The sequence below is a fragment of the Bradyrhizobium ottawaense genome (assembly GCF_900099825.1).
GTDB lineage: Bacteria > Pseudomonadota > Alphaproteobacteria > Rhizobiales > Xanthobacteraceae > Bradyrhizobium > Bradyrhizobium ottawaense_A.
Genome location: NZ_LT629693.1, coordinates 3,900,910 through 3,926,092, shown reverse-complemented (window position 1 = coordinate 3,926,092; position 25,183 = coordinate 3,900,910). Strand labels below are relative to the sequence as shown.

The window sequence follows — 25,183 nt, the reverse complement described above, 5'->3', positions numbered from 1 at the left end:
TGCGCTTCACTAATCCTTCGCCGTCATCAGGCTGGATAGAGGACTTCCACCTCCAAGCTGTCGTTCATACTGGGCACACACAAAAAGGCCCCGGTCGAAACCGGGGCCTGATGTCTGGACAATAAGCCTTACGCTTACTTGTCGCGGTTCTTCAGCGCGGTGCCGAGAATGTCGCCCAGCGTCGCTCCCGAATCGGAGGAGCCGTACTGCGCGATGGCTTCCTTCTCTTCGGCAACTTCCAGCGCCTTGATCGAGACCTGCACCTTGCGGGCCTTCTTGTCGAACTGGATCACGCGGGCATCGACCTTCTCGCCGACGGCGAAACGTTCGGCGCGCTGATCGTTGCGATCACGGGCGAGTTCGGAGCGCTTGATGAAGGTGGTGAAGTCGGTGCCCGAGATCTTCACCTCGATGCCGGCTTCCTTCACTTCGAGCACTTCGCAGGTCACGACCGCGCCCTTCTTGACGTCGCCCGGCTCGGCGAAGGGGTCGCCTTCGAGCTGCTTGACGCCGAGCGAGATGCGCTCCTTTTCGACATCGACGTCGAGCACCACGGCCTTGACCATGTCGCCCTTCTTGAAGTTGTCGATGACCTGTTCGCCCGGAAGCTTCCAGTCGAGGTCGGACAGATGGACCATGCCGTCGACGTCGCCTTCGAGGCCGAGGAACAGACCGAACTCGGTCTTGTTCTTGACTTCGCCTTCGACGGTCGAACCGACCGGGAACTTCTCGACGAAGACTTCCCAGGGATTGCGCATGGTCTGCTTGAGGCCGAGCGAGATACGGCGCTTGACCGAATCGACTTCGAGAACCTGCACTTCGACTTCCTGCGAGGTCGAAACGATCTTGCCGGGGTGCATGTTCTTCTTGGTCCACGACATTTCCGAGACGTGGATCAGGCCTTCGATGCCCGGCTCCAGTTCGACGAACGCGCCGTAGTCGGTGATGTTGGTAACGCGGCCGGTGAAGCGCGCGTTCAGCGGGTACTTCGCCTCGATGCCCTGCCACGGATCGTCCAGCAACTGCTTCATGCCGAGCGAAATGCGGTGGGTCTCGTGGTTGATCTTGATGATCTTGACCTTCACGGTCTGGCCGATGGTGAGCACTTCGGTCGGGTGATTGACCCGGCGCCAGGCGATATCGGTGACGTGGAGCAGGCCGTCGATGCCGCCGAGATCAACGAACGCACCGTAATCGGTGATGTTCTTGACCACGCCGTCGATCACCTGACCCTCTTCGAGGTTCTGCACCAGCTCCTGGCGCTGCTCGGCGCGGGTCTCTTCGAGAACCGTGCGGCGCGACACCACGATGTTGCCGCGGCGGCGGTCCATCTTGAGGATCTGGAACGGCTGCGAGTTGTTCATCAGCGGTGCGACGTCGCGGATCGGCCGGATGTCGACCTGCGAGCGCGGCAGGAACGCAACCGCGCCGTCGAGGTCGACCGTGAAGCCGCCCTTGACCTGGTTGAAGATGACGCCGTGAACCTTCTCGTTGTTGTTGAAGGCCTTCTCGAGCTTGCCCCAGCTTTCCTCGCGGCGCGCCTTGTCGCGCGACAGCACGGCTTCGCCGAGCGCATTCTCGATCCGGTCGAGGAACACCTCGACTTCGTCGCCAACCTTGAGATCGCTTTCGCGGCCGGGTCCTGCGAACTCGCGCAGCGCCACGCGGCCTTCGGTCTTCAGGCCGACGTCGATGACGGCCATGTCCTTTTCAATTGCAACTACCTTGCCCTTGATGACGGAGCTTTCCTGCAAATTGCCGCCGGCGAAGGACTCGTCCAGCATCGCAGCGAAATCGTCGCGGGTAGGATTATAAGAAGCAGCAGTCGAAGCCATTTGTTCTCCAGATGCGGGGATCGCCGGCCAGTCGGGTTAAGGGCATATCGCGCGTGAAGTGTCAGGGATCCGCAAACCCTGACGACCGCTGTTTGCGGGAGTGCGCAAAGGCGGGCCGGCAGCTTGCCTGCACGTTCGATACGTTGATTTATCCGGGGCCTGAATATCGACTTCAAGAACCTGGAGCGGGACATTCCTCCAATGACGGCAGGGGCTAAAACCTCCTGCCGGCCCGCTCGGACAGCCCTGATCTCATCGATGGCGGCCCGGATGGGCGTGGATATAGCGCCAAGGGCCATTTTCGGCAAGCCGGAAATGCCCGATTTGCGGGCCTTCGGGGCAGACAGGGACAGAGCCACGGGCGCATTAACCGCCTGTTTCAACGGCTTGTTGACCGCATTCTGCGAATGCCCTTTGGCCGAGCCCTGACCGGAACCCCGCCTTAAGCACCGCCCCACACAATGACACCGTTATAAAAACAGGGGGAGTACCGCTATGAAGAGCTTTATCGTGCTGACGGCTGTCGCCGTCCTGACCATCGGAAACGCCATTGCCGCGATGCCCGGCGCCGCCGGATCCATGCGCACCATCTCTGCCGACCAGCCGATCGTGAGCATGGCCGAGCAGGAACTGCCGTTCGACCGCTACTGGTCGAAGAACTGATCCCCAAGAACTGATCACAAGCCGGGCGCTTAGCGCCTGGCGAGCACAGCCTCGACGATCGCGATGGCGGCGCGAACGCCGCCTTCGATGTCGAGATTTGAATTATCCAGGATATGCGCGTCGGCGGCCGCCTTCAGGGGGGCCGCCGCGCGATTCCGGTCCCGCTCGTCGCGGCGGATGATGTCGGCCAGCACCAATGCCTCGTCGGCCTCTTCGCCGCGCCCGCGCGCTTCGAGCGTGCGGCGGCGGGCGCGCACCTGCGGGTCCGCGACCACAAAAATCTTCACATCGGCATCCGGGCAGATCACCGTTCCGATATCGCGTCCGTCGAGTACGGCGCCCGGCGGATCGGCCGCGAACTGACGCTGAAAGCTGACCAGCGCGTCGCGCACCTTGGGAAACGCCGACACCACCGACGCGGCATCACCGATCCGTTGCGACTTCAGTTCGGGATGATCGAATTTCGTGGGATCGAGCGCCATCGCAGCGGCCACCGCCCGCACTTCGTCGGTCAGTTCAAACCCCTGATCCAGCAGCATCTTGGCGACCGCGCGGTAAATCACGCCGGTGTCGAGATGGCGATAGCCGTAATGCTGGGCGAGCCGCTTGCCGAGCGTACCCTTGCCGGACGCCGCCGGTCCGTCGATGGCGATGATCATGCTGACCTATGACTTGGAAGGACGAAGGCCGCGCGCCCGGCGCAGCGGCCGTTCTTCGGTAAAAATGTTGCGCGAAGCAAACTCGGCCGGGCTGCTGAAGGTCAGGAACTCCCGCATGGCGTCTGACGGATTGGCCACCGTAAACCACGGCCGATCCAGGCGGCGCGCGGGATCGCAAACCCAGTGCGGGACGCGCCCCAGCCGGCGCTGCTTCGCCAGGTATTCAGCCATCGCACCGACCAGCGCATCAAGCCTGACATCGCCAGTCAATTTCGGCTCCTGCTCGATCGATGCATAGCGGTCCTGATCGGTTTTTGCCAAATCAAACATATCCACAAACTCTGCAAGGACGACGTCCCGTGCCGAGCCGGCCTGAATACTTTCCACTGCATCAGCGAGGGTATTTGGGCGCATCGACCGCTCCCTCGCTATTCATGTTCTTCAACAAGAATCGCTGTTTCTCGGCAGAAGCCGCGCTCAGTGGGAAGTATCGACCGAGCACAGCGATGGCATCGTCTGCCGTTGAGATGCCGACAACCTGCATCAAATTGAGGATGTCCAATCGCTCGGTTTCGCCGCGAAGCGGGTCCATAATCCGGAACGCCTTCAGTTTGAGCGCCAATAAATATTCGGCCGAAGGGACCGAAACCACAAGCCCTACCGATGTGCCGTCGCGCGGAAAGGTCCCAAACTCCAAATGATCGCCCGCACTATCGGCGAGCGAACTGAGGTGAAACGCGACGCCATCATTGAACCAGTCCTCGTGCCAGCGATTTTGGCTCGCGATTTCGCGCACGACGGTCCCCAACCAGTCAGGCATCGGATGGTCCAGTCTGGAGACGTCGACGTCTTCGGTCGCGGATCGGAAATTGCTCGCCAGCATGAGCGCCGAGCCGCCGTAAACCGCGATCTGCAACTTGGTTCCAGCCTCTACCGCCGCGCGCCCAATCCTGTCGAAGGCGTCGAGAAGCGCGTCGCGGCCAAAGGCTGCACTCATCGCGCGAACCTCATGAAAACTCGGCCCCCAGCGATCGCATCATCGGGATGAAATCGGGAAAGCTGGTGGCGATGAAGGCGGTGTCGTCGACCTTGACCGGCTTGTCGGAGGCGAGCCCCATTACCAGCGCCGACATCGCGATGCGGTGATCCATGTGGGTGGCGACGATGCCGCCGCCCGGCACATGTCCGCGGCCCTCGACGATCAGATCGTCACCTGACACCTCGACCCTGACGCCGTTGACGCGCAGCATGTCGGCGGTCGCCTCCAGACGGTCGGATTCCTTGACCCGCAATTCCTGCAGGCCGCGCATGATGGTGGTGCCTTCGGCGAACGCAGCCGCGACCGCCAGCACCAGATATTCGTCGATCATCGAGGGTGCACGCTCCGGCGGCACCTCGACGCCTCGCAGTTTGGAAGCGCGCACGCGCAACTGCGCCATCGGCTCGCCGGCGTCGCCGCGGACTTCGCTTTCCTCGATCGACGCGCCCATCTCGCGCAGCGTCGTGAACAGGCCGGTGCGCAGCGGATTGGTCATGACGTCTGTGAATACGACGTCGGAGCCTTCGACGATCAGCGCCGCCACGATCGGGAACGAAGCCGACGACGGGTCCGCAGGCACCACGACATCGGCACCGTGCAGTTCGGGCTGGCCGGTGAGCGCGATCCGGCGGCCGTGGCTGCCTTCCTGGGTCGAGACGATCTGCGAGCCGAAATGTTTCAGCATCAGTTCGGTGTGGTCGCGGCTGGCTTCCTGCTCGATCACGGTGGTGACACCCGGTGCCGCAAGCCCCGCCAGCAGCACCGCCGACTTGATCTGGGCCGAGGCCACCGGCGTCCGGTACAGGATCGGCAGGGGATCACGGGCGCCATGCAGCGTCAGCGGCAGGCGGCCACCCTCTTTGGCTTCGCCGGTTTTTGCGCCCATCAATTCGAGGGGATCCAGGATTCGCCGCATCGGACGGGTGCGGAGCGAGGCATCGCCATCGAACACCGCCGTAATCGGGCAACCGGCCACCGCCCCCATCACCAGCCGGCATCCGGTGCCGGAATTGCCGAAATCGAGCGGGGAGGCCGGCTGGGCGAAGCCCGCGACGCCGACGCCCCGCACCGACCAGGCAAACGGGCCGGTACGTTCGACCTTGGCGCCGAGCGCCTGCATCGATTTGGCGGTATTGAGGACGTCTTCGCCCTCCAGCAGGCCCGAAATCCTGGTTTCCCCGACCGAAAGCGCCCCCAGGATGAGGGCCCGGTGCGAAATCGACTTGTCGCCGGGAACGCGGACTTTACCGGTCAGGGGGCCACTGGAGCGGGATTCCAGCGGGGTGGAGACGGTTGAATGGGTCAAGATTGTGTCCTCTACGCCGGGGGCAGTATCACATGGGCCACACGGCGTCACGCGGCCGTCAAATGCGTCAAACCGCTATTGACACCGGCCCCTCAACTAGCCAAGTGAAGCACCGTTTTTCAGAAATTCCCAGGATTCCACACGTGGCCAAATCCGATCTCGGAACCAAACGTATTTGCCCGACGACGGGTAAGAAGTTCTATGACTTGAACAAGAGTCCGGTGATTTCGCCCTATACCGGCGAGGTTGTGCCGATTGCGCCGATTGTGCCGCCACGGGCAGCCCGTGGCGATGCCGCGCGCGCCGCTGCTGCCGCCAATGCCGCCGCCGATACGCCGGAGCCCGCAGAGGCCGAGGAATTGGTGTCGCTGGAGGAGGCCGACGCCGAAGAGAACAGCGGCAAGGTCAAGGCCGTGGTTCCCGAATCGGAAGACGATATCGAGATCGACGAGACCATCGCAGACGATGACGACGACGATTCGACCTTCATTGCCGACGAGGAAGAGGGTGACGAGGACGTCACCGACATCATTGGTGACGTCGGCGGCGACGAAGAGACTTGAGATCGGCCCTGAACTGTGGTTCAGGGTCATGCCCGCACGCCAACTGATTTGAGGCGCGCGACGGTTACGGGGCCATAGCTCAGCTGGGAGAGCGCTTGCATGGCATGCAAGAGGTCGGCGGTTCGATCCCGCCTGGCTCCACCAGCCTTCGCTGGCTTCGCCAGCTACGGCTGGGCAAGCCACGCCCGGCTCTATCGTAGCGAAGCCAGCGAAGGCTGCCCCGCCATAGCCCGAAGGGCGACGGCGGGCTCCATCGGTTAGCGCCAAATTCGCCAGCTGCAGTCTATCGTTGGGCCGCAGGCGAGTGACTCCCCTTCCCGTAAACGGTTACTTTTTCCCGTAAACGGTTACTTTCTCGACCTTCCTGGCGCGCCAAGGTGGGCACATGAAATACGTCTACGTTTTGGAAAGTCTGAATGGCGAACATTTCTACGTCGGGATCACCGACGATTTGCGTGCTCGGCTGGCTAAGTACAACGCCGGCGAGGTGCCACATACCTCGAAGTACGGACCGTGGCGGATGAGAACCTATGTTGCATTCGCCGACGCGTCGCTGGCTGTCGCCTTCGAAAAATACTTGAAGTCGGGATCGGGTAGAGCTTTCGCGAAGAAGCATTTTTGACGCTTCCCCGCCCCTATTCCCCCAGCGCCGCATTCAACCGGTCGCGCAGCGCCACGATATCGTTCTTTATTCTCGACAATTCCCCGAGCGAGCAGGCTGAGCTCGCGAGAATGCCTTCGGGCACCGCCCTGGCTTTTTCCTTGAGCGCCTGACCCTTCGGCGTCAGCGCGATCAGCACCTGGCGTTCGTCCTCGGTGCTGCGGGTGCGCTTGATGAGTTCGGCCGCCTCCAGTCGCTTCAGCAGCGGCGTTAGCGTCCCGGAATCCAGGAACAGCCGCTCGCCGATGTCCTTGAGCGGCACGTCGTCGCGCTCCCACAGTACCAGCATGACGAGATATTGCGGATAGGTCAGCCCAAGGCGATCAAGCAGCGGCTTGTAGACGCGGTTGAATGCATGCGCGGTCGAATAGACCGCAAAGCAGATTTGATTATCCAGTTGCAGCGGCCAGTCCGCCGCCGGTTTCCGTGCCATATGTATCCTCAAGCAGCCGATCGGCTTCCCCCCATTGTGGGGCACGGCGTCCCGGCATTCAATTGCGAACAATTAAATGTGAGCCAATGAATTTTATATTGTACACAATCTAATTGTCTGCAATATAAACCCCGTCGAAACGGCCAACCCAAAGGGAGACCACCATGTCCGTGAACGTGCTCTACAAGACCAGCGCCAAGGCAACCGGCGGCCGCGATGGCAGCGCCGCCACCCTCGACGGATCGCTCAACGTCAAGCTGACCACCCCGAAGGAACTCGGCGGCGGCGGCGGCGCCGGCAACAATCCCGAGCAGTTGTTCGCGGCCGGCTATGCCGCCTGCTTCATCGGCGCCATGAAGTTCGTCGCCTCCCAGGGCGGCCCCAAGGTACCTGCGGACGCCTCGGTGACCTCTACGGTCGGCATCGGACCGCGTTCGGCCGGCGGCTTTGGCCTCGATATCGACCTCGCCGTCTCGCTGCCCGGCCTTGCCCGCGCCGATGCGGAAGCCCTGGTCGAGAAGGCCCACCAGGTGTGCCCCTATTCCAACGCCACGCGCGGCAATGTGGATGTGCGCCTGACGGTTGTGTAACGACATTCCGGATGGCCCGCCGCTGTTGGCGGCGGGCCATTTTCCGCGCTACGGGTTCGCCCCGAACATACGCCCGTGCGCCCGAAGCCATTGCCGCCACGCGCGAAGACCGCTAGCTCAGGAATTCCATTCCTGTCCTGAGCGAAGGTTCTTTCCATGAGTTCTGAAGCGGCTCCCGGTGCGATGGCCGGACTGCGCGTGGTCGATCTCACGCGCGTGCTCGGCGGCCCCTATTGCACGCAAATCCTTGCCGACCACGGCGCCGACGTGATCAAGGTCGAACCGCCCGCCGGCGATGAAGTGCGCGACTGGGGCCCTCCGTTCCACGACGAAGACGCGGCCTATTTCGTCGGTATCAACCGCAACAAGCGTTCGATCGGGCTCGACCTCGCCTCCGAGGGCGGCCGCGCGGTGCTGATGAAGATGCTGGAGACCGCCGACGTCCTGATCGAGAATTTCAAGCCGGGCACGCTCGACAAATGGGGCATCGGCAACGACGTGCTGCGCGCGAAATTTCCAAAACTGGTGCATTGCCGGATTTCCGGCTTCGGCGCCGACGGCCCGCGCGGCGGCAATCCCGGCTATGACGCGATCATCCAGGCCATGACCGGCATGATCGCCGCCACCGGCTCGCCGGAAAGCGGCCCGATGCGCATCGGCGTTCCCCTCGTCGACATCACCACCGGGCTCTACGCGGCAATCGGCATCCTGATGGCGCTGTCGGAGCGGCAGCGATCCGGTCAGGGGCAGTTTCTCGAAACCACGCTGTATGAAACCGGGCTTGCGATCATGCACCCGCATGCCGCGAATTATTTCATGCACGGCAAGCCGCCGGGCCTGACCGGCAACGAACACCCCAATCTGGTGCCCTACGCGATCTTTCCGACCAAGACCGACAACATCTTCATCGGCGTCGGCAATGACGGCACCTTCCGCAAGCTGGCCAGGGAGGTCGGCAAGCCCGAACTCGGCACCGATCCGCGCTTTGCCCGCAACAAGGACCGCATCGCCAACCGCGACGCGCTGCGCGCCGAACTCGCGGCGGTGTTCAGCCAGCACGAGGCCGAACCGCTCTGCAACCGCCTGCTGGCGGCGGGCCTGCCGGCGGGTCCGGTGCAGAAGATCGATCAGGCGCTGACCAATCCGCACACCCTCCATCGCGGCGATGTCATCGCCAAGGATTGGTACAAGGGCGTCGCCTCCCCGATCCGGCTCGACCGGACCAAGCCGAGCCTGCGCCGCACGCCGCCGAAATTCAGCCAGCACACATCAGAGGTGCTGGGCGAATTCGGCTATTCCAAGACCGAGATCGAGGCCCTGATCGCCAAGGGCGCGGTCTGCGGATCCGAGCGCAAGCGCTGACGGTTCATCGTCCCGGCGAAAGCCAGGCGAAAGCCGGGACGATCGAAAGTCCACCCCCTTGCCCTTCGCCTATTGGACGGCTTCCCTCGCCACACGCTTCCCCAATATCATCCTTTCGCTTATACGGTCATTTATACGTCATCCGGCGCTGTTATCGCGCGAAACGAAGGTGACGACCCCAACCCGGAGGAATTTGATGGCATTTCGACAATTCGGCGCAGCCGCTGCAATCACTGTCGCGCTGGCGCTCGCAACGCCGGCCTACGCTGTGACCGAGATCCAGTGGTGGCACGCCATGACCGGCGGCAACAACGACATCGTCAACAAGCTCGCCTCGGATTTCAACGCCAGCCAGTCCGACTACAAGGTCGTCCCGACCTTCAAGGGCAGCTATCCCGACACCATGAACGCCGGCATCGCCGCGTTCCGCGCCGGCACTGCGCCGCACATCATTCAGGTGTTCGAAGTCGGCACCGCGACGATGATGAGCGCCACCGGCGCCATCAAGCCGGTCTACCAGTTGATGAAGGACGCCGGCGAGCCGTTCGATCCCAAGAACTATCTGCCGGCGATCACCGGCTACTATTCGACGTCGAAGGGCGACATGCTGTCATTCCCCTTCAATTCCTCGTCGATGGTGATGTGGATCAACAAGGACGAATTGAAGAAGGCCGGTGTCGCCGAGATTCCGAAGACCTGGCCCGAGGTGTTCGACGCCGCCAAGAAATTGAAGGCAGCCGGTCACGCCACCTGCGGCTTCTCCAACGCCTGGGCGACCTGGGCGCATATCGAGCAGTTCTCCGCCTGGCACAACGTGCCGATCGGCACCAAGGCCAACGGCCTCGACGGCTTCGACACCGTGCTGGAATTCAACTCGCCGCTGCATGTGAAGCACCTGCAGAACCTGATCGATCTGCAGAAGGACAAGACCTACGACTATTCCGGCCGCGAAAACAAAAGCGAAAACCGCTTCGCGTCCGGCGAATGCGCGATCTTCCTGACTTCGTCGGGCTATTACGCCACCGCCAAGAGCACCGCCAAGTTCGACTTCACCTCAGCGCCCATGCCGTATTACCCCGACGCCAAGGGAGCGCCGCAGAACTCGATCATCGGCGGTGCTTCGCTGTGGGTGATGGGCGGCAAGAAGCCCGAGGAATACAAGGGTATCGCAAAATTCTTCACGTTCCTGTCCGACACCGACCGCCAGGCCAAGCTGCACCAGGAGTCCGGCTATCTGCCGATCACCAAGGCGGCCTATGAAAAGACCGTCAAGGACGGCTTCTACGACAAGAACCCGACGCTGCAGACACCGTTGAAGGAGCTCACCAACAAGGAGCCGACTACGAATTCGCGTGGCCTGCGCTTCGGCAACATGGTGCAGATGCGCGACCTCTGGGCCGAGGAAATCGAGGCGGCCCTGGCCGGCAAGAAAACCGCCCAGGAAGCACTGGACGCGGCGGTCGCACGTGGCAATGCCATGTTGCGCACGTTCGAAAAGACGGCAAAGTAACAGTCGACCAAAGCTCCCTCTCCGTCCGGAGAGGGAGCGCCTCTTTTGCATCACACAGCGTCCGGAATGGAAAAGTCTGTCGTCTTCAACAACAAGCTGCTTCCATACCTGCTGCTGGTGCCGCAGCTCATCATCACATTCGTATTCTTCTACTGGCCCGCGAGCCAGGCGGTCTGGCAGTCGTTCCAGCGTGAGGACGCGTTCGGCCTCAATACCGAATTCGTCGGCCTGGAGAATTATCAGTCGCTGTTTGCCCAGCCCGAATACTACAAGGCGATGCTGACGACGCTGGTGTTTTCCTCGCTGGTCGCAGCGCTTTCACTTTCGATCGCACTGCTGTTCGCAACGCAGGCTGACAAGAACCTGAAGGCCGCCGGCGCCTACAAGACGCTGATGATCTGGCCCTATGCGGTGGCGCCCGCGGTCGCCGGCGTGCTGTGGATCTTCATGTTCCACCCCTCGCTCGGCACGCTGGCGCGGCCGCTGCGCTGGATGAATTTCGACTGGAATCCACTGCTGAACGGCAACCATGCCATGGTCCTGGTGGTGATGGCCGCGGTGTGGAAGCAGATTTCCTACAACTTCCTGTTCTTCCTCGCGGGGCTGCAATCGATCCCGAAGAGCGTGCTGGAGGCCGGCGCGATCGACGGCGCCGGTCCGATGCGGCGGTTCTGGACCATCGTCTTCCCGCTGCTGTCGCCAACCACGTTCTTCCTGCTGGTCGTCAACGTCGTCTACGTCTTCTTCGATACGTTCGGCATCATCGACGCCGTCACCGGCGGCGGCCCGGCCGGCGCCACCACCACCATGGTCTACAAGGTGTTTGCCGACGGACGGCTCGGCGGCGATCTCGGCGGCTCGGCCGCGCAATCGGTGGTGCTGATGGTGATCGTGATCGCGCTGACCGCGGTCCAGTTCAAGTACGTCGAACGCAAGGTGCAGTACTGATGGTCGAGCACCGCCCGCTCACCGACATCATCGCCTACGCGATCCTGACGCTGGGCGTCTTCATCGTCGCCTTTCCGGTCTACGTCGCGCTGATTGCCTCGACCCATGACGCCGCCACCGTGGTCGGCGGCAACATGCCGCTGACGCCGGGCGGCCATATGCTGGAAAACTACTACCGCGCGGTTTTCGTCGGCGGATCGCGCGCCAGCCAGGAGCCGGTCGGGCGCATGCTGCTGAATTCGTTCATCTCGGCAACCGGGATTGCGCTCGGCAAGATCTTCATTTCGATACTCTCGGCCTATGCGGTGGTGTATTTCCGCTTTCCGTTCCGCAAGGCCGCGTTTTGGATCATCTTCGTCACCCTGATGCTGCCGGTCGAAGTGCGCATCTACCCGACTTACAAGGTGGTCGCCGACCTGCACATGCTCGACACCTATGCCGGGCTGATCCTGCCACTGATCGCCTCGGCCACCGGCACGCTGCTGTTCCGGCAGTTCTTCATGACGATCCCGGAGGAGCTGCTGGAAGCGTCGCGCATCGACGGCGCGGGTCCGTTCCGTTTCTTCTGGGATACGCTGCTGCCGCTGTCGGTCACCACGATCGCGGCCTTGTTCGTGATCCAGTTCATCTACGGCTGGAATCAATATCTGTGGCCGCTTTTGATCACCACGCAGGATTCGATGCAGACCATCGTCACCGGCATCAAGAAGATGCTGTACACCACCGACGAACTCGCCGAATGGCAGCTCGCGATGGCAACCGCCATTCTGGCGATGCTGCCGCCGGTCGCCGTGGTCGTGTTCATGCAGCGGCTGTTCGTGCGCGGTCTGGTCGAGACGGAAAAATGAGGAAGCGAGTCGCGGTGATCCAGGTAAACGTCCATGGCTAACGTAACGCTGCGCAATGTCCGCAAGACCTATGCCGGGGGCTTCGAGGCCATCAAGGGCATCAATTTCGATGTCGGCGACGGCCAGTTCTGCGTGCTGGTCGGCCCGTCCGGCTGCGGCAAGTCGACGTTGCTGCGCATGGTCGCGGGACTCGAAACCATCTCCAGCGGCGAGATCGATATTGGCGGGCGCATCGTCAACCAGATCGAGCCGGCCGATCGCGACATCGCGATGGTGTTCCAGAACTATGCGCTCTATCCGCACATGACGGTCTACAACAACATGGCCTACGGCCTGCGCAACCGCGGCATGAAGGAACCGGAGATCGACACCCGCGTGCAGGAAGCCGCGCGCATTCTCGAACTCGCCGCCATGCTCGAGCGCAAGCCGCGGCAATTGTCCGGCGGCCAGCGCCAGCGCGTGGCGATGGGCCGCGCCATCGTGCGCCAACCAAAGGTGTTTCTGTTCGACGAGCCGCTGTCGAACCTCGACGCCAAGCTGCGCATCGCGATGCGGGTCGAGATCCGCAAACTGCAGCGCCGCCTGAGCACGACCTCGATCTATGTCACCCACGACCAGCTCGAGGCGATGACGCTGGCCGACATTCTCGTCGTCATGAACGGCGGCCAGGTCGAACAGATCGGCAATCCGCTCGACATCTACCAGAAGCCCGCGACCACCTTCGTCGCTTCCTTCATCGGCGCCCCGCCGATGAACCTGATGCCACTGCGATCGGATGAACTCACCTCGCAACTTAACGGCGACAGCCGGCTCGGCGAGGCCGGCATCCTTGGAATCCGGCCCGAGGATTTTGTCATTTCAAGCGAGAATGCCACCGGCGGCGTGGCCCTTGGCCTCACCGTGGAAGCGATCGAGCGCGTCGGCGCCGAAACCTTCATCTACGGCACACGGCAGAAGGACGTGCAGGGCATCGCGGCCAACCCCGGTGAATTGCCGCCCGGCGAGGTGATCGTGCGAATTCCCGGCGCGATCGGCCCTGCCATCGGCGAGCGAATCAGGGCGGTGGCCACCCCCGACAAGTTGCATCTGTTTACCGCCGATGGCCGCAAACGGGTGGGTGACTGATCCGCTTATTCCGGGTTGGCCCCACGCCCTCAGGTGCGCAATTGCGCACCGGGGAATAACAGCCATGCAGCCGTCCGCGGCTGATTTACGCAGCTTCCTGAGGGACTTGAAGCCTCCTCAAATCACCCCCATATTGTTCATTGACCGGGTAGCAGATCCGCCGGCCGGTCGCATGGGGTGCCGCAAGGGCCCCTCAAAGTCGCTTCGAGAGGACTTTGTAATGTCTCGTGTTCCTTCGTTATCCAGTCCGTTCCTGCTTGGGTTCGACGAAATCGAGCGTGCGCTCGATCGCGTCGTCAAAGGCGCCGACGGTTATCCTCCCTACAACATCGAGCGCTGTGATCGCGCCAACGGTCAACCCGAACGCTTGCGCATCACGCTGGCAGTGGCGGGATTTACCCGTGACCAACTCGATGTAACCATTGAGGAAAACCAGCTCGTGATCCGGGGCCGCCAGCAGGACGACAAGGCCCGGCAATACATCCATCGCGGCATCGCCGCGCGCCACTTCCAGCGCACGTTCGTGCTCGCGGAGGGGATGCAGGTGCTGGGCGCGGATCTGAAAAACGGGCTGTTGTCGATCGACCTTGCCAGGCCGGAGCCTGAAAGGGTCGTTAAGACAATCGCTATCAATGAGCACGAATAATGGAACGAGTAGCGGACTCGACCGCTTAATCTGACAAAGGAGTCGAGACCATGAGTGAAGTGAGTGTGACGTTCGAACCCGAAAAGGTTTCCACCGAGGCGTTGGCCCATCTTGGCGAAGGCCATATCGCCTACGTGAAGCAGGTCCGTTCCGAGGACGTGCCGGGGCTGTTTCCCCAGGCGCCGAAGATCGCGCCGGGACTGAAGCTGTTCGCGCTGCATGCCGCGGACGGCACGCCGATCATGCTGACCGACAGCCGCGAGGCGGCGATTGCCAACGCGTGGAGCAACGAGCTTCAGGCCGTCAGCGTGCACTGACGCGGATCTTCTGCTGTCACTGAGGCGGCTTGCCGCTGTCAATGATGCGGGACTGAGCGCGACATCAGAGTTCAAATGCGCGGGCATGCCTCGACGTCAACCGAGGCGGCCCGCGCATTTTTTTGCAAGCCATTTATCAAGACACGCCCGGGCTACCTGATCGATCGGCCAGTCGCGCGCGAATATCCGGCTTCAGGATTTTCCCGACCCTGGATCGCGGAAGGTCGTCCCAGATTTCGATCTGTTTCGGCGTCTTGATGCTGCCTATCCGCTGCTTGACGAAGGCGGCCAGCGCTGTCGCATCGACGCTGTGGCCCGCGCGAGGCTGCACCACCGCGACGATCCGCTCGCCCCATTTGTCATCGGGCAGGCCGATCACGGCGCAATCCTGTACCGCCTCATGGGCCCGCAGCGCGTTCTCGACTTCGATCGAGTAGACGTTGAAGCCGCCGGTAATGATCATGTCCTTGGCGCGGTCGACGATATACAGGTAGCCGTCGCCATCGATGTAGCCGATGTCGCCGGTGTGGTGCCAGCCATGCGCCGAGGCTTCGGCCGTGGCCTCGGGATTCTTGTAGTAGCCCTCCATCACCAGCGAGCCGCGCACCACGATCTCGCCGCGCCCTCCCTCAGGCAACAGATTGCCGTCGGCATCCATGATGCCGGCCTGGACCAGCGGGCTGATCCGCCCGGCCGAGGACAGCCGCTGCATCGCGATCGTGCCGTCGGCATTGTAGTGCTCATCCGGCGCCATCATCGAGATCATCATCGGCGCTTCGGTCTGGCCGAACAATTGCGCCATCGGCCCGATCCGCTGCAACGCCTCCGCCAGCCGCGCGGCCGATATCGGCGCCGCGCCGTACCAGAAGCATTGCAGCGAGGAGAGATTCGCATCATCGAGCTTCGGATGATCGAGCAGCATGTAGATCACGGTCGGCGGCAGGAACGTGTGCGTGACGCGATAGCGCTCGATCAGATCGAGGAATTCGCCAATATCCGGGCGGTGCATGATCACGATGCGGCCGCCGAGCGCCATGATCGGGAAACAGAGCACGCCGGCCGCATGGGTCAGCGGCGCCAGCGCGAGATAGACCGGGCGCCCCTTGAACGGGTAGCCCATCAGCGTCAGCGCGGTCATGGCCTCGATGTTGCGCCCCGACAGCATGACGCCCTTGGGCTTGCCGGTGGTCCCGCCGGTGCCCGGGATCATCGCGAGGTCGTCGACCGTCTCGCGCTGATAATGGTCGTCGGCGACGCCGGACAGCCAGCTTTCGAATGATGGCGCGAACGGCAGCTCGGCATCGAGGCAGACGAGCGCGCGCAGCTTCGGCAGTTCGGCGCGCACCGCCTCGACCATCGCGGCGAAGCTCGAATGAAACAGCAGCAGGCTGCAGTCGAACTGGTCGAGGATGAACCTGTTCTCGGTTGCCTCGTTGCGCGGATTGATCGGACACCAGACCGCACCCGCGCGCGAAATGCCGAACACGCAGGCGAAGGCGAGCGGATCGTTGCCGGAGAGGATCGCAACCTTCTCCCCGGCCGCGATATCAGATCCAGCAAGCCCGCGCGCGATCCGGTAGCTCAGCCGCTGCACCTCGCGGTAGCTGAGGTCGCGTCCGTCCATGGTCAGGCACGGCGCATCGGCGCCGAGCGAGGCGCCTTTGTCGAGGTAATCGATGAAGCGCATGGGCGACCCCGTTGGGCAAAAGGCGGGTGGCGCGCGTGACCGCGCCACCCGCGATCAACTCAGTCGTGCACGGTCACGATCGGCTTGCTGACCAGCCCGAAGCTGCGCAACTGGCCGAGCAGTTCGCGATACCCGAATGCCTGGCATCCTGATGCAAAGCCGGTCCGCTTCGGCGGCTGTTGCAGCAGCGCGAACGCCGCGTAGGCCTGCAGCATGCCGGTCTGCTTGTAGTTGCAGTTGCCGTGGATCACGCAGTGCGCCCGACCGAGCGGCCCGGACGCGTAGACCGAATCGATCGAGGTGTTGATGCGCGGATTCTCGCGCGGCGGCATCGAGGCCTGCAAGGTGGCGGCGATGTCGGCGAGCGCCTTTTCCTGCTCCGCCGGCGGCAACGGCTTGATCTTCTCCTTCACCATCTGCGTGGTCTGCACCACGCCTTCCATCACCGGACGGGCGAGAACGCCGCCGAGCACCCGGCAGTTGCTCACGCGCGGATCGTTCTTGAACCAGACTGGATGCGCGGTGCCGCCCCATGGCACCGCGATCGCGGTCTCGTGCTGGCCGGGCACCACGACGTCGGCGCGCGCGGTGACGTCCCATTCGACGAACTTGTTCTGCTCGAGGTAGTACCAGTTCGCCTTGAGGATGGTGAAAATCGTCTGCGTCGAGGCGTAGGTCGGAAAGCCCTTCCAGAACACCAGGATGTCGAGGGTGTCGAGGCCCGGCGTTTCCAGGCAAATGTTGGCGGCGATTTCGCCGGTAGTGTACATCTGCGCGAGGTTCGGCGACAGCAGCAGGCCTTTCTCGGCGAACTTGGCGCCCCAGCGCTCCTGCGCGTGCAGGACCCAGTCCTGTTCGCCCGTGGTGTCGGTGTAGTGGCAACCAGCCTGCAGCGCGGCCTCCACGACCTCCGAGCCATGCTTGATGAACGGGCCGACCATGTTGCTGACGACCCTGGCGCCCTTGAACAATTTCGTCAGCGCCTCGACCGTATGCTCCACGCCTGCGATTTCGTAGTCGGCGGTCTCGATGCCGGGGATCTTCTCGACCACCGCCTTCACCTTGGCGGCATCGCGGCCCGCCGCGATGAAGGGGATGTTGTACTCGCGCAGGTACTCGCAGACCAGGCGGCCGGTATAGCCGGACACGCCGTAGACGACGACGGGCTTCTTCTCACTCATGTCGTATCCTCCGAAATGATTTCTGTTGGTTCGTTGTTACATGCCCATGCCGCCGTCGACCGGCAGTCCAATGCCGGTGATGAAGCGTGCCTCGTTCGAGCACAGGAACACCGCGGCATCGCCGATGTCGCTGACCTCAGCGAGGCGACCGAGCGGGGTTTGCTCCACCACCGAACCCACCGCTGCGTTGACGTCAGGCGCGAGCCCGACCTTGACGATGTCATTGGCGAGCTGCAGGCCCATGTCGGTCGGTATCAGGCCCGGATAGATGCAGTTGACGCGCACGCCGTAGCCGAGCTTGCCGGCTTCCATCGCCCCGACCCGCGTCATGCGGTCGACCGCGGATTTGGTGCCCGAATAGACCGCGATGCTCGGGAAGGCGATCGTTGCCGCGACGGATGCGATGTTGACGACCGCGCCGCCCTTGCCCGCAGCGCCGCCGGGCCGCATCACGCGGAATGCGTGCTTCATGCCGAGCACAGTGCCGACGATGTTGACGTCGCACATTCGCCGCGCGTCCTCGGCCCTGACTTCGCTGACCAGAGAGGTGATCTCGATACCGGCGTTGTTGATGAGGATGTCGTAGCCGCCGAGCGTGGAGACCGTCGCGGCCACCGCCCTCTCCCATTGCGCGTCATCGCTGACGTCGAGCTGGACGAATCCTGTCGCGACGCCTTCCTTGGCGATGGCCGCAGCGCTGGCCTTGCCGGCGTCGTCCAGGATGTCGGCGATCATGATCGAGGCGCCGGCCCGTGCCAGCGACTGCGCAATTGCAGCGCCAATCCCTCGGGCGCCACCGGTGACCAGGGCTTTCTTGCCTGCAAGGCTCTTCCCACTCATGACGTACTCCTCCGTTGCTGGTGATTGATTGGTGCTGCGGCCGATCGGCGGCGCATGCCGGCACTGCACGGCTTTGCGCGGTCGCGGCCATGGCCATGGCCATGAGTGCGGACCTTGGGCCGCACCCAGCGAAACGTTCCTCCCTGATCGGACATCTTGACGACTGTCCAAATTATTTTCCCGAACCTCCGCCAGAATCTTGACACTTGTCAAGAACGAATTTGACAGTTGTCCAAGGAAGTGGTTGTGAGGGGATGCAGCTATCAGCCGTCGGCGCGGTATAAGCCGTTGAAAGATCGGGGCTGAGGAAAGGGATGCGATGGCGCGGCAGGCGACGGGGGCGGCCCAGCGGGTCGCGGTGGCGACCGAGGCACTGCGCGACGAGAAGTTCAACGCGCGGCGGATCGAGCTTGCCGAGGCCGCGCTGGAAACGCTCGGAGAGCTTGGCTTCGCACGCACCAGCCTGCGCGAGATCGCGCAGAATTCCGCGTTTACGCACGGCGTCTTTCACTACTATTTCAGCGACAAGCTCGACCTGATCTGCTGCTGCGTCCGCCACTACAAGGCCAAATGCGTGACGCGATATGACGAAGTGGTCACGACGGCAAAGAGCCGCGACGAATTGACCGAGGGCTTCCTCGCCAAGCTTGCGGCGACGCTACAGAACGAAGCCCGCATGCATCGGCTTTGGTACGATCTGCGCTCTCAGGCGATGTTCGAGGCCGCATTTCGCAAGGACGTGCTCGAGATCGACAAGAGCCTGGAAGCGATGATCTGGCGCATCGCCTCGCGCTATGCCGAGCTCGGCGGCAAACGGCCGGCGGCGTCCCCGGCCGCGCTCTATGCGCTGCTCGACGGCCTGTTTCAGAGCGCGTTGCTCAGGCACCTCGCAGGCGACGAGACAGCGGTCCCCGACCTGCTCGACGAAGTCAGGCGCTTGCTACCGACGATCTGCTGATGACCGCGACCAGCCGGCTGCGAGGAAATTCGCGGCAGCGTCGGCGGCGGGCTTCTCTTTGATGGTGATCGCGCCGAACGCGAAACCTTACGCCGCGCTCGCCGGCGGCAGCGCCAGGACCGAATAGATCGCCTGGGCGTCGCGCGAGGCGCGCAGTTTCTTGGCGACGTCCTGGTCGCGCAGCAGCCGCGCGATCCGCGCCAGCGCCTTCAGGTGATCGGCGCCCGCGCCTTCCGGCGCCAGCAGCAGGAAGATCAGGTCGACCGGCTGGCCGTCCATGGCCTCGAAGTCGATCGGGCGCTCAAGCCGGGCGAACAGTCCGAACAGCTTTTCGAGCTTGGGCAGCTTGCCGTGCGGGATGGCGACGCCGTAGCCGACGGCGGTGGTGCCGAGCTTCTCGCGCTGCAACAGCACCTCGAACACCGAGCGCTCGTTCTGGCCGGTCAGCGAGGCCGCCCGCGCCGCCAGTTCCTGCAGCGCCTGCTTCTTGCTGATGACCTTCAATGCAGGGAGAATCGCCTCGGGTGCGACCAGATCGGTAATCGTCATGGGGCGTTCCGAGGTGAATTGAACCGACAGGTTGCGAGATAGGTTTTAGAACCGTGGCGTCAAGAAGGTGAGACGGGAGGCGGGCTTAGGACCGGGTCCCGAGTTGGGGGCTTCTACTCCAACACATGACCGGTGCCAACTCCCGAACGGCCCGTTCTTGCACCCTATGCTTAAAGGCGGCGGACCATAGGTAGGGCGGCTGGGGGCGTCAATGCTCTCCGGCATATATGTCAGGGGGTAACCGCCGGGGGGTCGACCCAGCCCACATTGCCGTCGGTACGCCGGTAAATGATGTTCACCCGGCCGCTGGAACCGTGCTGGAACACGATGCAGGCCGCCCCCGTCAGATCGAGCTCCATGACCGCCTCACTGACCGAAAACCGCTTCAGCGACGTGGTGGCCTCGGCGATGATGACGGGGCTGTAGGCAGTGACCTCGTCGTCCTCGGCGGGCGCCTCGATCACATAGCTCGGCGCGTCCAGCGTCGGCGCATCCATCTCGGCGAGCGCTGCGGAGGCTGCGTAGGTCTTGCGGGCGGAGCGGTCCTTCAGCCGGCTCTTGTAGCGGCGCAGCCGCTTCTCGATCATCAGAAGCGCCTGGTCGGCGCTGGCATAGGCGTCGGTGGCGTTCGAATCGGCTTCCAGCGTAATCCCGGAATCGAGGTGCAGCGAGCAGTCGGTGCGGAAGCCGAAGCCGTCCTTGCTCAGCGTGATGTGGCCGGAATAGTTGCCGTCGAAATATTTTCGCAGGACTTCATCGGTGCGCTCGCTGACGCGCGAACGAAGCGCTTCGCCGACGCTGATGCTTTTCCCGGAGATTCGAAGGGTCATTGGATGCCTCGCTGGATGCCCACCACTCTGACGTTTGTTAGTGGAGCATGATCTGTTCGGAAAACCAGTAGGTAGTTTTCCGGATCGCACTCTAAGGGGGATCGAGACTATCGCGATTTGACGCGAACGCAATCAGGCAGGAGCCGTATCGCGGGACCGGTCGGAGGAGGTGGCGGGGGCGGAAAGGGCATTACCGAGCATGCTCTGTTTATCACGGCGACGCTGCACCGAGGATGGAATACGCATCGCTTCGCGGTATTTCGCGACGGTGCGGCGGGCAATATCAATGCCGGTCTCGCGCAATCGTTCCACAATGGTATCGTCGGAAAGGATCGCGGCCGGGGCCTCCGCGTCAATCAGCCGCTTGATGTGATGACGAACGGCCTCCGCCGAATGGGCTTCGCCGCCGTCGGCCGATGCGATCGAGGCGGTGAAGAAATACTTCAGTTCGAAGCTGCCGCGGTTGGTCGCCATGTATTTGTTGGCCGTCACCCGCGACACCGTCGATTCGTGCATCTGGATCGCGTCCGCCACCGCCTTGAGGTTCAGGGGGCGCAGATGCGCGACGCCATGGGTGAAGAAGCCGTCCTGCTGGCGCACGATTTCGGTGGCGACCTTGAGGATGGTGCGGGCGCGCTGATCGAGCGCGCGGACCAGCCAGGTCGCATTCTGCAGGCAATCGGTGAAATAGGATTTGTCGCCGTCCTTGCGGATCGTCTTCGACAGCTCGGTGTAATAGACCTGATTGACCAGCACGCGCGGCAACGTGTCGCTGTTGAGCTCGACATGCCAGCCGCCGTCCGGACCGGGCCGCACATAGACATCCGGCACCATGGTCTGCGTCCGCGCCGAGCCGAACTTCAGGCCGGGCTTGGGATCGAGCCGGCGGATCTCGCCGATCATGTCGGTGATGTCATCGTCGTCGACGCCGCACAGCTTGCGCAGCGAGGCGATATCGCGCTTGGCGAGGAGATCGAGATGCTCGACCAGCGCCTGCATCGCGGGGTCGTAGCGATTGAGTTCGCGGAGCTGGATTGCGAGGCATTCGCTGAGATTTCGCGCGCACACGCCGGGCGGATCGAATTTCTGCAGCACGGCGAGCACCGCCTCGACATCCCCTTGCGAGGCGCCGAGCCGTTCGGCGGCCTGCCCGAGATCGGCCGGCACGTAGCCGGCGTCGTCGACCAGATCGATCAGATACTGCCCGATCATCCGCTCGGCGGGGAACGCGAACGCGACCGCGAGCTGCTCGGCGAGATGGCTGCCGAGCGTTACTTCGGCGGCTACAAAGGCTTCCAGATTGTAGTCTTCGTCGTTGGAGGCGCCGCCGCCCCATTCGGTATAGGCGGTGGGCGCGGCGTCCTGCGCCACGCGCGCGGCCGCTTCGGCGGGCTCTTCGGTGAAGACGTTGTCGAGCGGAGTGTCGAGCGTCTGCTCGATTTCGGTGCGGGTGCCGAGATCGCGGTTCAGCCACTCTTCCTGGCCGGGTTCGAAGGAATCGCCGGCGGAGCCGCCGGACATCTCGGAAGCGTCGCCGCCGGAATCATCGCCATAGCCCTGGGAATCGCCGGAATCGGAGAATTCGGCGCGCTCGGCAACCGGCTCGCCCGCAACCGGGGCTTCCGGGCCGTCGCTGGCGCGCTCCAGCAGCGGATTGCGCTCCAGCTCCTCCTCGACGAAGGCCGAAAGGTCGAGATTCGACAGCTGCAGCAGCTTGATCGCCTGCATCAGCTGCGGCGTCATAACCAGCGACTGCGACTGGCGGAATTCTAGTCTCTGCGTCAGAGCCATGGAGGCGAGAACCGATCCAGTGAAACTTGGTCCGATTCTTGCTTATCTTAGTCCAAAGCCCTTGTACACGGCTTGACGCCCACTAAAAAACGACTAGAGGCGGAATTCCTCACCAAGGTAAAGGCGCCGTACATCCGGATCGTTGACGATCTCCTCCGGGCTGCCTTCGGTCAAGATCTCTCCCGCATAGACGATATAGGCGCGATCGGTCAGGCCGAGCGTTTCGCGCACATTATGGTCGGTGATCAGCACGCCGATGCCGCGATTGGTGAGGTGGCGGACCAGATCCTGAATGTCGCCGACCGCAATCGGATCGATGCCGGCAAAGGGTTCGTCGAGCAGCATGTAGTTCGGGCGCGTCGCCAGCGCGCGCGCGATTTCGACGCGGCGGCGTTCGCCGCCGGACAGCGCAATCGACGGCGATTTACGCAAGCGCGTGATGTTGAATTCCTCGAGCAGCGAATTGAGTTCGGCTTCGCGCTTCTTCTTGTTCGGCTCGACCACTTCGAGCACCGCGCGAATATTCTGCTCGACGGTGAGGCCGCGAAAGATCGAGGCTTCCTGCGGCAGATAGCCGATGCCGAGCCGCGCGCGCTGGTACATCGGCAACTTGGTGACGTCGTGACCGTCGAGTTCGATCGCGCCGCGATCCGCCTTGATCAGCCCGGTGATCATGTAGAACACCGTGGTCTTGCCGGCGCCGTTCGGACCCAGCAAACCGACCGCCTCGCCGCGCCGGACATAGATGCTGACGCCCCGCACGACCTTGCGGGTGCCGAAACTCTTTTCCACGCTATGCACAGCCAGATAGCCCGGCCGCTTGATGAAACGCGGGGCGGCGGCGCCGTTGGTCTTGGGGGCCTGGGTGTTGGGCGCCTGGGCCCTTGGGGCTTGGGTATTGGGGGCCGGGTTACCAGGGGCCGGGGCGCGGGCGCGCGGACGTTCGTCGAGCGCCGGCTCCGCGGCCGGCTGTGGCCGCGGCAGTTCCAGCCCCGGCACCGGCGCCGTGCGCGCCATCGGCGGCGCGTCGCGCACCGGGCTCGTCAGCATGTTGCCGAAGGAATCGCCGAGCGCGGTAATGTCGTCCCGCGAACGCGCAAACCCTGCCGGCCCGCGTTTCGCGGGGCGTCGACGGAACATGCCAAGTAAATCCACCATCCCGCTTCGCTTGAGCCCTTCGCGATGATCCGCGATGCGTGCGCTGGCGAATCAAATCGCCTGCGAACCATGAATGGATGTCCCCAAACACCCCGTCGTGCCAGCCGTAGATACAGGCTCACACCATCAGCTTCAACCACAGACGGCCTAAATAATATTTAAGCCATTGATATATATCATTTTTTTCCAGGAATCAACGAAGGCATGCCCGGCTTCGCGCCACCCGCGCCGGATCCGCAGTCCTTTCCTGCTGACTGGTCGAACAGGCCCTGCACCCTGCCACTGTCGGATTCCACCCGCGACACGCCGGTCGTCATGTCGACCAGCAGACGGTCGCCCCGCAGCACGTTCTTGCACTGGGTCAGCACCACCCCACCCGCCATGGTGATCAGATTGGCGCGGGTATCGAAGATCGCGCTGTCGCCGGTCACGACTTGCTCCTTCTGGGTCACCACGACATTGCCCTTGGCTTCCAGCTTGCGGATCGACGAACTGCCGCCGGGGCCGGGTGACGCGGCCTGCATCGGTGCGTTCTTTGCGCCCTTCGCAGCAGGCGCCGCGGCCGAACCACCGGAATCGTAAAACACCACCAGCGACTTCGCCGTCATGGTGGTGTCGCCCTGCACCACCTTCACATTGCCGGAGAAGGTCGCTTCCTTTTTCTTGTCGCGCATCTCGAGCGAGGCCGCCTCGATCTGGATCGGCTGGTCGCGGTTCTGCGAAAATCCCTGCATCGCATTCGGCACGCCGGACACGGCGCCTTGGGCGTGGGCGCCGTTGCACGCGCCGATCGCGAGCGCGAACGCCATCATTGCAAGGCTGCGCGGGAAAAATTGCTTCATCAATATCACTTCGGGTTGGCGAACTTGGCCGATGTGGACCGCTGCTTCGGCGCCGCCGGTTCAGGCTCGGGAGCAGGAGCGGTCGGTTGCTCCATGACCAGGTTCATCACCACATTGCCTTCGAAGCGAACCACCTCGCCGCTGTTGATGATCCTGAGCCTGTCGGCGGTCAGCGTGCCGTTCAGCAGTTTGACGTCGACATGTTCGTCCGAGGTCACCGCGCCCTTGTTGATGTCGACATAGGCCTGGGAAAGTTTGGCCTCATACCCGGTGGAGGATTGCAGAAAGATATCCTTTCGAAGGTCCAGCATCTGCGACTTGCTGTCGTAATAGCCGGTACGGGCATCCAGCGTCACGGTGCTCTTGTCTTCCATCGCCACCTTGGCGCGCAACTGACTGAGCTCGACATGATCGGGATCGGTCAGGTCCTGGGTGGCGGCCTTGGCCCACATCTCGTAGGGCCGCTGGTCGGTGGAAAAGCCGGCGAGATGCGGCGATTCCATCGTGATCTTGGTGCCGGACACCACCAGATTTCCCATGTCGACCGGCAGCTTCGGCAGCAGCATGCGGAACGGATTGAAGACCGACACGGCGACGATAGCGGCCATCGCGACAATCACGGCGGCGGGTACCGCGACCCGCAGCACCCGCACCATGCGGCTGTGGCGGGCGGCTGCGGCGAAGCGCGCCTCCATGCCGGCGCCAAAGGCTGCTGGGTTCTGTACCGAGTTCACCACCGCTCCAGAGCGAGAGATTCACCCGGGATTGTAGCCGGGATTGCCTGAATATGCAGCCCGGACGTGGTCCCACCACTGTGACCGAAACGGGGCGGGAACGTCGCC

At 63.1% G+C, this 25,183-nt stretch carries 27 protein-coding genes and 1 tRNA gene; 13 read left to right on the top strand and 15 right to left on the bottom strand.

The features are described 5' to 3' along the window. Positions 1-134 precede the first annotated feature (134 nt). The gene (gene rpsA / locus BLR13_RS18355; RefSeq protein WP_074272187.1) at positions 135-1,835 is read right to left on the bottom strand and encodes a 30S ribosomal protein S1; all 1,701 of its coding nucleotides are present in this window, start codon (positions 1,833-1,835) and stop codon (positions 135-137) included. Positions 1,836-2,330: 495 nt separating this feature from the next. Here rpsA and BLR13_RS40220 point away from each other — a divergent pair, with 495 nt between their 5' ends. Beyond that, entirely contained in the window at positions 2,331-2,498 is a 168-nt protein-coding gene (locus BLR13_RS40220) for a hypothetical protein (protein ID WP_154070813.1), read from the top strand. A 29-nt stretch (positions 2,499-2,527) separates the two neighbouring features. Here the strand turns inward: BLR13_RS40220 and cmk are convergent, their stop codons facing one another. Genes cmk through aroA form a run of 4 tightly spaced genes read right to left on the bottom strand, consistent with a single transcriptional unit; the run spans position 2,528 to position 5,502 of the window. Continuing rightward, positions 2,528-3,157 carry a (d)CMP kinase gene (gene cmk / locus BLR13_RS18345; RefSeq protein ID WP_074820876.1) on the bottom strand — a complete coding sequence of 210 codons (630 nt, stop codon included), beginning with the start codon at positions 3,155-3,157 and terminating at the stop codon, positions 2,528-2,530. Between the two features lie 6 nt (positions 3,158-3,163). Continuing rightward, positions 3,164-3,571 carry a hypothetical protein gene (locus BLR13_RS18340; protein WP_074820879.1) on the bottom strand — a complete coding sequence of 136 codons (408 nt, stop codon included), beginning with the start codon at positions 3,569-3,571 and terminating at the stop codon, positions 3,164-3,166. Next, complete coding sequence (locus BLR13_RS18335) at positions 3,549-4,154, bottom strand: hypothetical protein (RefSeq protein ID WP_074820882.1); 606 nt, start codon at positions 4,152-4,154, stop codon at positions 3,549-3,551. The genes BLR13_RS18340 and BLR13_RS18335 overlap by 23 nt, the downstream gene beginning before the upstream one ends. 10 nt (positions 4,155-4,164) lie before the next feature. Further along, entirely contained in the window at positions 4,165-5,502 is a 1,338-nt protein-coding gene (gene aroA / locus BLR13_RS18330) for a 3-phosphoshikimate 1-carboxyvinyltransferase (RefSeq protein WP_074820885.1), read from the bottom strand. A 143-nt stretch (positions 5,503-5,645) separates the two neighbouring features. Between aroA and BLR13_RS18325 the strand changes: the two genes are divergently transcribed. The 3 genes from BLR13_RS18325 to BLR13_RS18315 all read left to right on the top strand — a co-directional run bounded on the left by BLR13_RS18325 (position 5,646) and on the right by BLR13_RS18315 (position 6,687). Continuing rightward, positions 5,646-6,065 (top strand): TIGR02300 family protein, encoded by a 420-nt coding sequence (locus tag BLR13_RS18325; protein WP_074820889.1) that lies wholly within the window; start codon positions 5,646-5,648, stop codon positions 6,063-6,065. A gap of 68 nt (positions 6,066-6,133) precedes the next feature. Continuing rightward, positions 6,134-6,209, top strand: a tRNA-Ala gene (locus BLR13_RS18320). A gap of 241 nt (positions 6,210-6,450) precedes the next feature. Continuing rightward, positions 6,451-6,687: a GIY-YIG nuclease family protein gene (locus BLR13_RS18315; protein ID WP_074820892.1), complete on the top strand. Its 237-nt coding sequence runs from the start codon at positions 6,451-6,453 to the stop codon at positions 6,685-6,687. Positions 6,688-6,700: 13 nt separating this feature from the next. On the opposite strand, the gene BLR13_RS18310 is transcribed toward BLR13_RS18315, so the two are convergent. Next, positions 6,701-7,159 (bottom strand): MarR family winged helix-turn-helix transcriptional regulator, encoded by a 459-nt coding sequence (locus BLR13_RS18310; RefSeq protein ID WP_074820895.1) that lies wholly within the window; start codon positions 7,157-7,159, stop codon positions 6,701-6,703. A 164-nt stretch (positions 7,160-7,323) separates the two neighbouring features. Here BLR13_RS18310 and BLR13_RS18305 point away from each other — a divergent pair, with 164 nt between their 5' ends. The 8 genes from BLR13_RS18305 to BLR13_RS18270 all read left to right on the top strand — a co-directional run bounded on the left by BLR13_RS18305 (position 7,324) and on the right by BLR13_RS18270 (position 14,505). After that, positions 7,324-7,749 carry an organic hydroperoxide resistance protein gene (locus tag BLR13_RS18305; protein ID WP_027538073.1) on the top strand — a complete coding sequence of 142 codons (426 nt, stop codon included), beginning with the start codon at positions 7,324-7,326 and terminating at the stop codon, positions 7,747-7,749. A gap of 156 nt (positions 7,750-7,905) precedes the next feature. Next, the gene (locus tag BLR13_RS18300; RefSeq protein WP_074820898.1) at positions 7,906-9,111 is read left to right on the top strand and encodes a CaiB/BaiF CoA transferase family protein; all 1,206 of its coding nucleotides are present in this window, start codon (positions 7,906-7,908) and stop codon (positions 9,109-9,111) included. A gap of 196 nt (positions 9,112-9,307) precedes the next feature. Next, the gene (gene ugpB / locus BLR13_RS18295; RefSeq protein WP_074820901.1) at positions 9,308-10,621 is read left to right on the top strand and encodes a sn-glycerol-3-phosphate ABC transporter substrate-binding protein UgpB; all 1,314 of its coding nucleotides are present in this window, start codon (positions 9,308-9,310) and stop codon (positions 10,619-10,621) included. 66 nt (positions 10,622-10,687) lie between these two features. Then, positions 10,688-11,569, top strand: coding sequence for a sn-glycerol-3-phosphate ABC transporter permease UgpA (ugpA, locus tag BLR13_RS18290; RefSeq protein ID WP_074820908.1), 882 nt, complete (start codon positions 10,688-10,690; stop codon positions 11,567-11,569). Beyond that, on the top strand, positions 11,569-12,417 hold the full coding sequence (gene ugpE, locus BLR13_RS18285; protein ID WP_074820911.1) for a sn-glycerol-3-phosphate ABC transporter permease UgpE: 849 nt from the start codon (positions 11,569-11,571) through the stop codon (positions 12,415-12,417). The genes ugpA and ugpE overlap by 1 nt, the downstream gene beginning before the upstream one ends. A gap of 33 nt (positions 12,418-12,450) precedes the next feature. Then, positions 12,451-13,542, top strand: a complete 1,092-nt coding sequence (locus BLR13_RS18280) for a sn-glycerol-3-phosphate import ATP-binding protein UgpC (protein ID WP_074820914.1) — start codon at positions 12,451-12,453, stop codon at positions 13,540-13,542. A gap of 220 nt (positions 13,543-13,762) precedes the next feature. Continuing rightward, entirely contained in the window at positions 13,763-14,188 is a 426-nt protein-coding gene (locus BLR13_RS18275; RefSeq protein WP_028347911.1) for an Hsp20 family protein, read from the top strand. Between the two features lie 50 nt (positions 14,189-14,238). Beyond that, on the top strand, positions 14,239-14,505 hold the full coding sequence (locus BLR13_RS18270; protein ID WP_027538066.1) for a DUF1150 family protein: 267 nt from the start codon (positions 14,239-14,241) through the stop codon (positions 14,503-14,505). Between the two features lie 136 nt (positions 14,506-14,641). On the opposite strand, the gene BLR13_RS18265 is transcribed toward BLR13_RS18270, so the two are convergent. The 3 genes from BLR13_RS18265 to BLR13_RS18255 are packed head-to-tail and all read right to left on the bottom strand — an operon-like array spanning position 14,642 to position 18,213. Beyond that, positions 14,642-16,192 carry an acyl-CoA synthetase gene (locus tag BLR13_RS18265; RefSeq protein ID WP_074820918.1) on the bottom strand — a complete coding sequence of 517 codons (1,551 nt, stop codon included), beginning with the start codon at positions 16,190-16,192 and terminating at the stop codon, positions 14,642-14,644. Between the two features lie 59 nt (positions 16,193-16,251). Then, positions 16,252-17,373: a DUF5938 domain-containing protein gene (locus BLR13_RS18260; protein WP_074820921.1), complete on the bottom strand. Its 1,122-nt coding sequence runs from the start codon at positions 17,371-17,373 to the stop codon at positions 16,252-16,254. Positions 17,374-17,409: 36 nt separating this feature from the next. Then, a complete protein-coding gene (locus BLR13_RS18255) occupies positions 17,410-18,213 on the bottom strand; it encodes an SDR family NAD(P)-dependent oxidoreductase (protein WP_074820923.1) in 804 nt (267 codons plus the stop codon). Positions 18,214-18,532: 319 nt separating this feature from the next. On the opposite strand from BLR13_RS18255, the gene BLR13_RS18250 reads away from it, so the two are divergent. After that, positions 18,533-19,171 carry a TetR/AcrR family transcriptional regulator gene (locus tag BLR13_RS18250; RefSeq protein WP_079586174.1) on the top strand — a complete coding sequence of 213 codons (639 nt, stop codon included), beginning with the start codon at positions 18,533-18,535 and terminating at the stop codon, positions 19,169-19,171. Positions 19,172-19,258: 87 nt separating this feature from the next. Here BLR13_RS18250 and ptsN read toward each other — a convergent pair whose 3' ends face one another. The 6 genes from ptsN to lptC form a co-directional block, all read right to left on the bottom strand. Further along, the gene (gene ptsN, locus BLR13_RS18245; RefSeq protein WP_027540046.1) at positions 19,259-19,720 is read right to left on the bottom strand and encodes a PTS IIA-like nitrogen regulatory protein PtsN; all 462 of its coding nucleotides are present in this window, start codon (positions 19,718-19,720) and stop codon (positions 19,259-19,261) included. A gap of 230 nt (positions 19,721-19,950) precedes the next feature. Continuing rightward, entirely contained in the window at positions 19,951-20,550 is a 600-nt protein-coding gene (gene hpf / locus BLR13_RS18240; RefSeq protein ID WP_074820926.1) for a ribosome hibernation-promoting factor, HPF/YfiA family, read from the bottom strand. Positions 20,551-20,682: 132 nt separating this feature from the next. Further along, a complete protein-coding gene (gene rpoN, locus BLR13_RS18235; protein ID WP_074820930.1) occupies positions 20,683-22,341 on the bottom strand; it encodes an RNA polymerase factor sigma-54 in 1,659 nt (552 codons plus the stop codon). Positions 22,342-22,434: 93 nt separating this feature from the next. Further along, complete coding sequence (lptB, locus tag BLR13_RS18230; RefSeq protein ID WP_074820933.1) at positions 22,435-23,499, bottom strand: LPS export ABC transporter ATP-binding protein; 1,065 nt, start codon at positions 23,497-23,499, stop codon at positions 22,435-22,437. Positions 23,500-23,675: 176 nt separating this feature from the next. Then, positions 23,676-24,341, bottom strand: a complete 666-nt coding sequence (locus BLR13_RS18225; RefSeq protein ID WP_074831370.1) for an LptA/OstA family protein — start codon at positions 24,339-24,341, stop codon at positions 23,676-23,678. A 5-nt stretch (positions 24,342-24,346) separates the two neighbouring features. Then, complete coding sequence (gene lptC, locus BLR13_RS18220; protein ID WP_074831369.1) at positions 24,347-25,075, bottom strand: LPS export ABC transporter periplasmic protein LptC; 729 nt, start codon at positions 25,073-25,075, stop codon at positions 24,347-24,349. Positions 25,076-25,183: the final 108 nt, after the last annotated feature.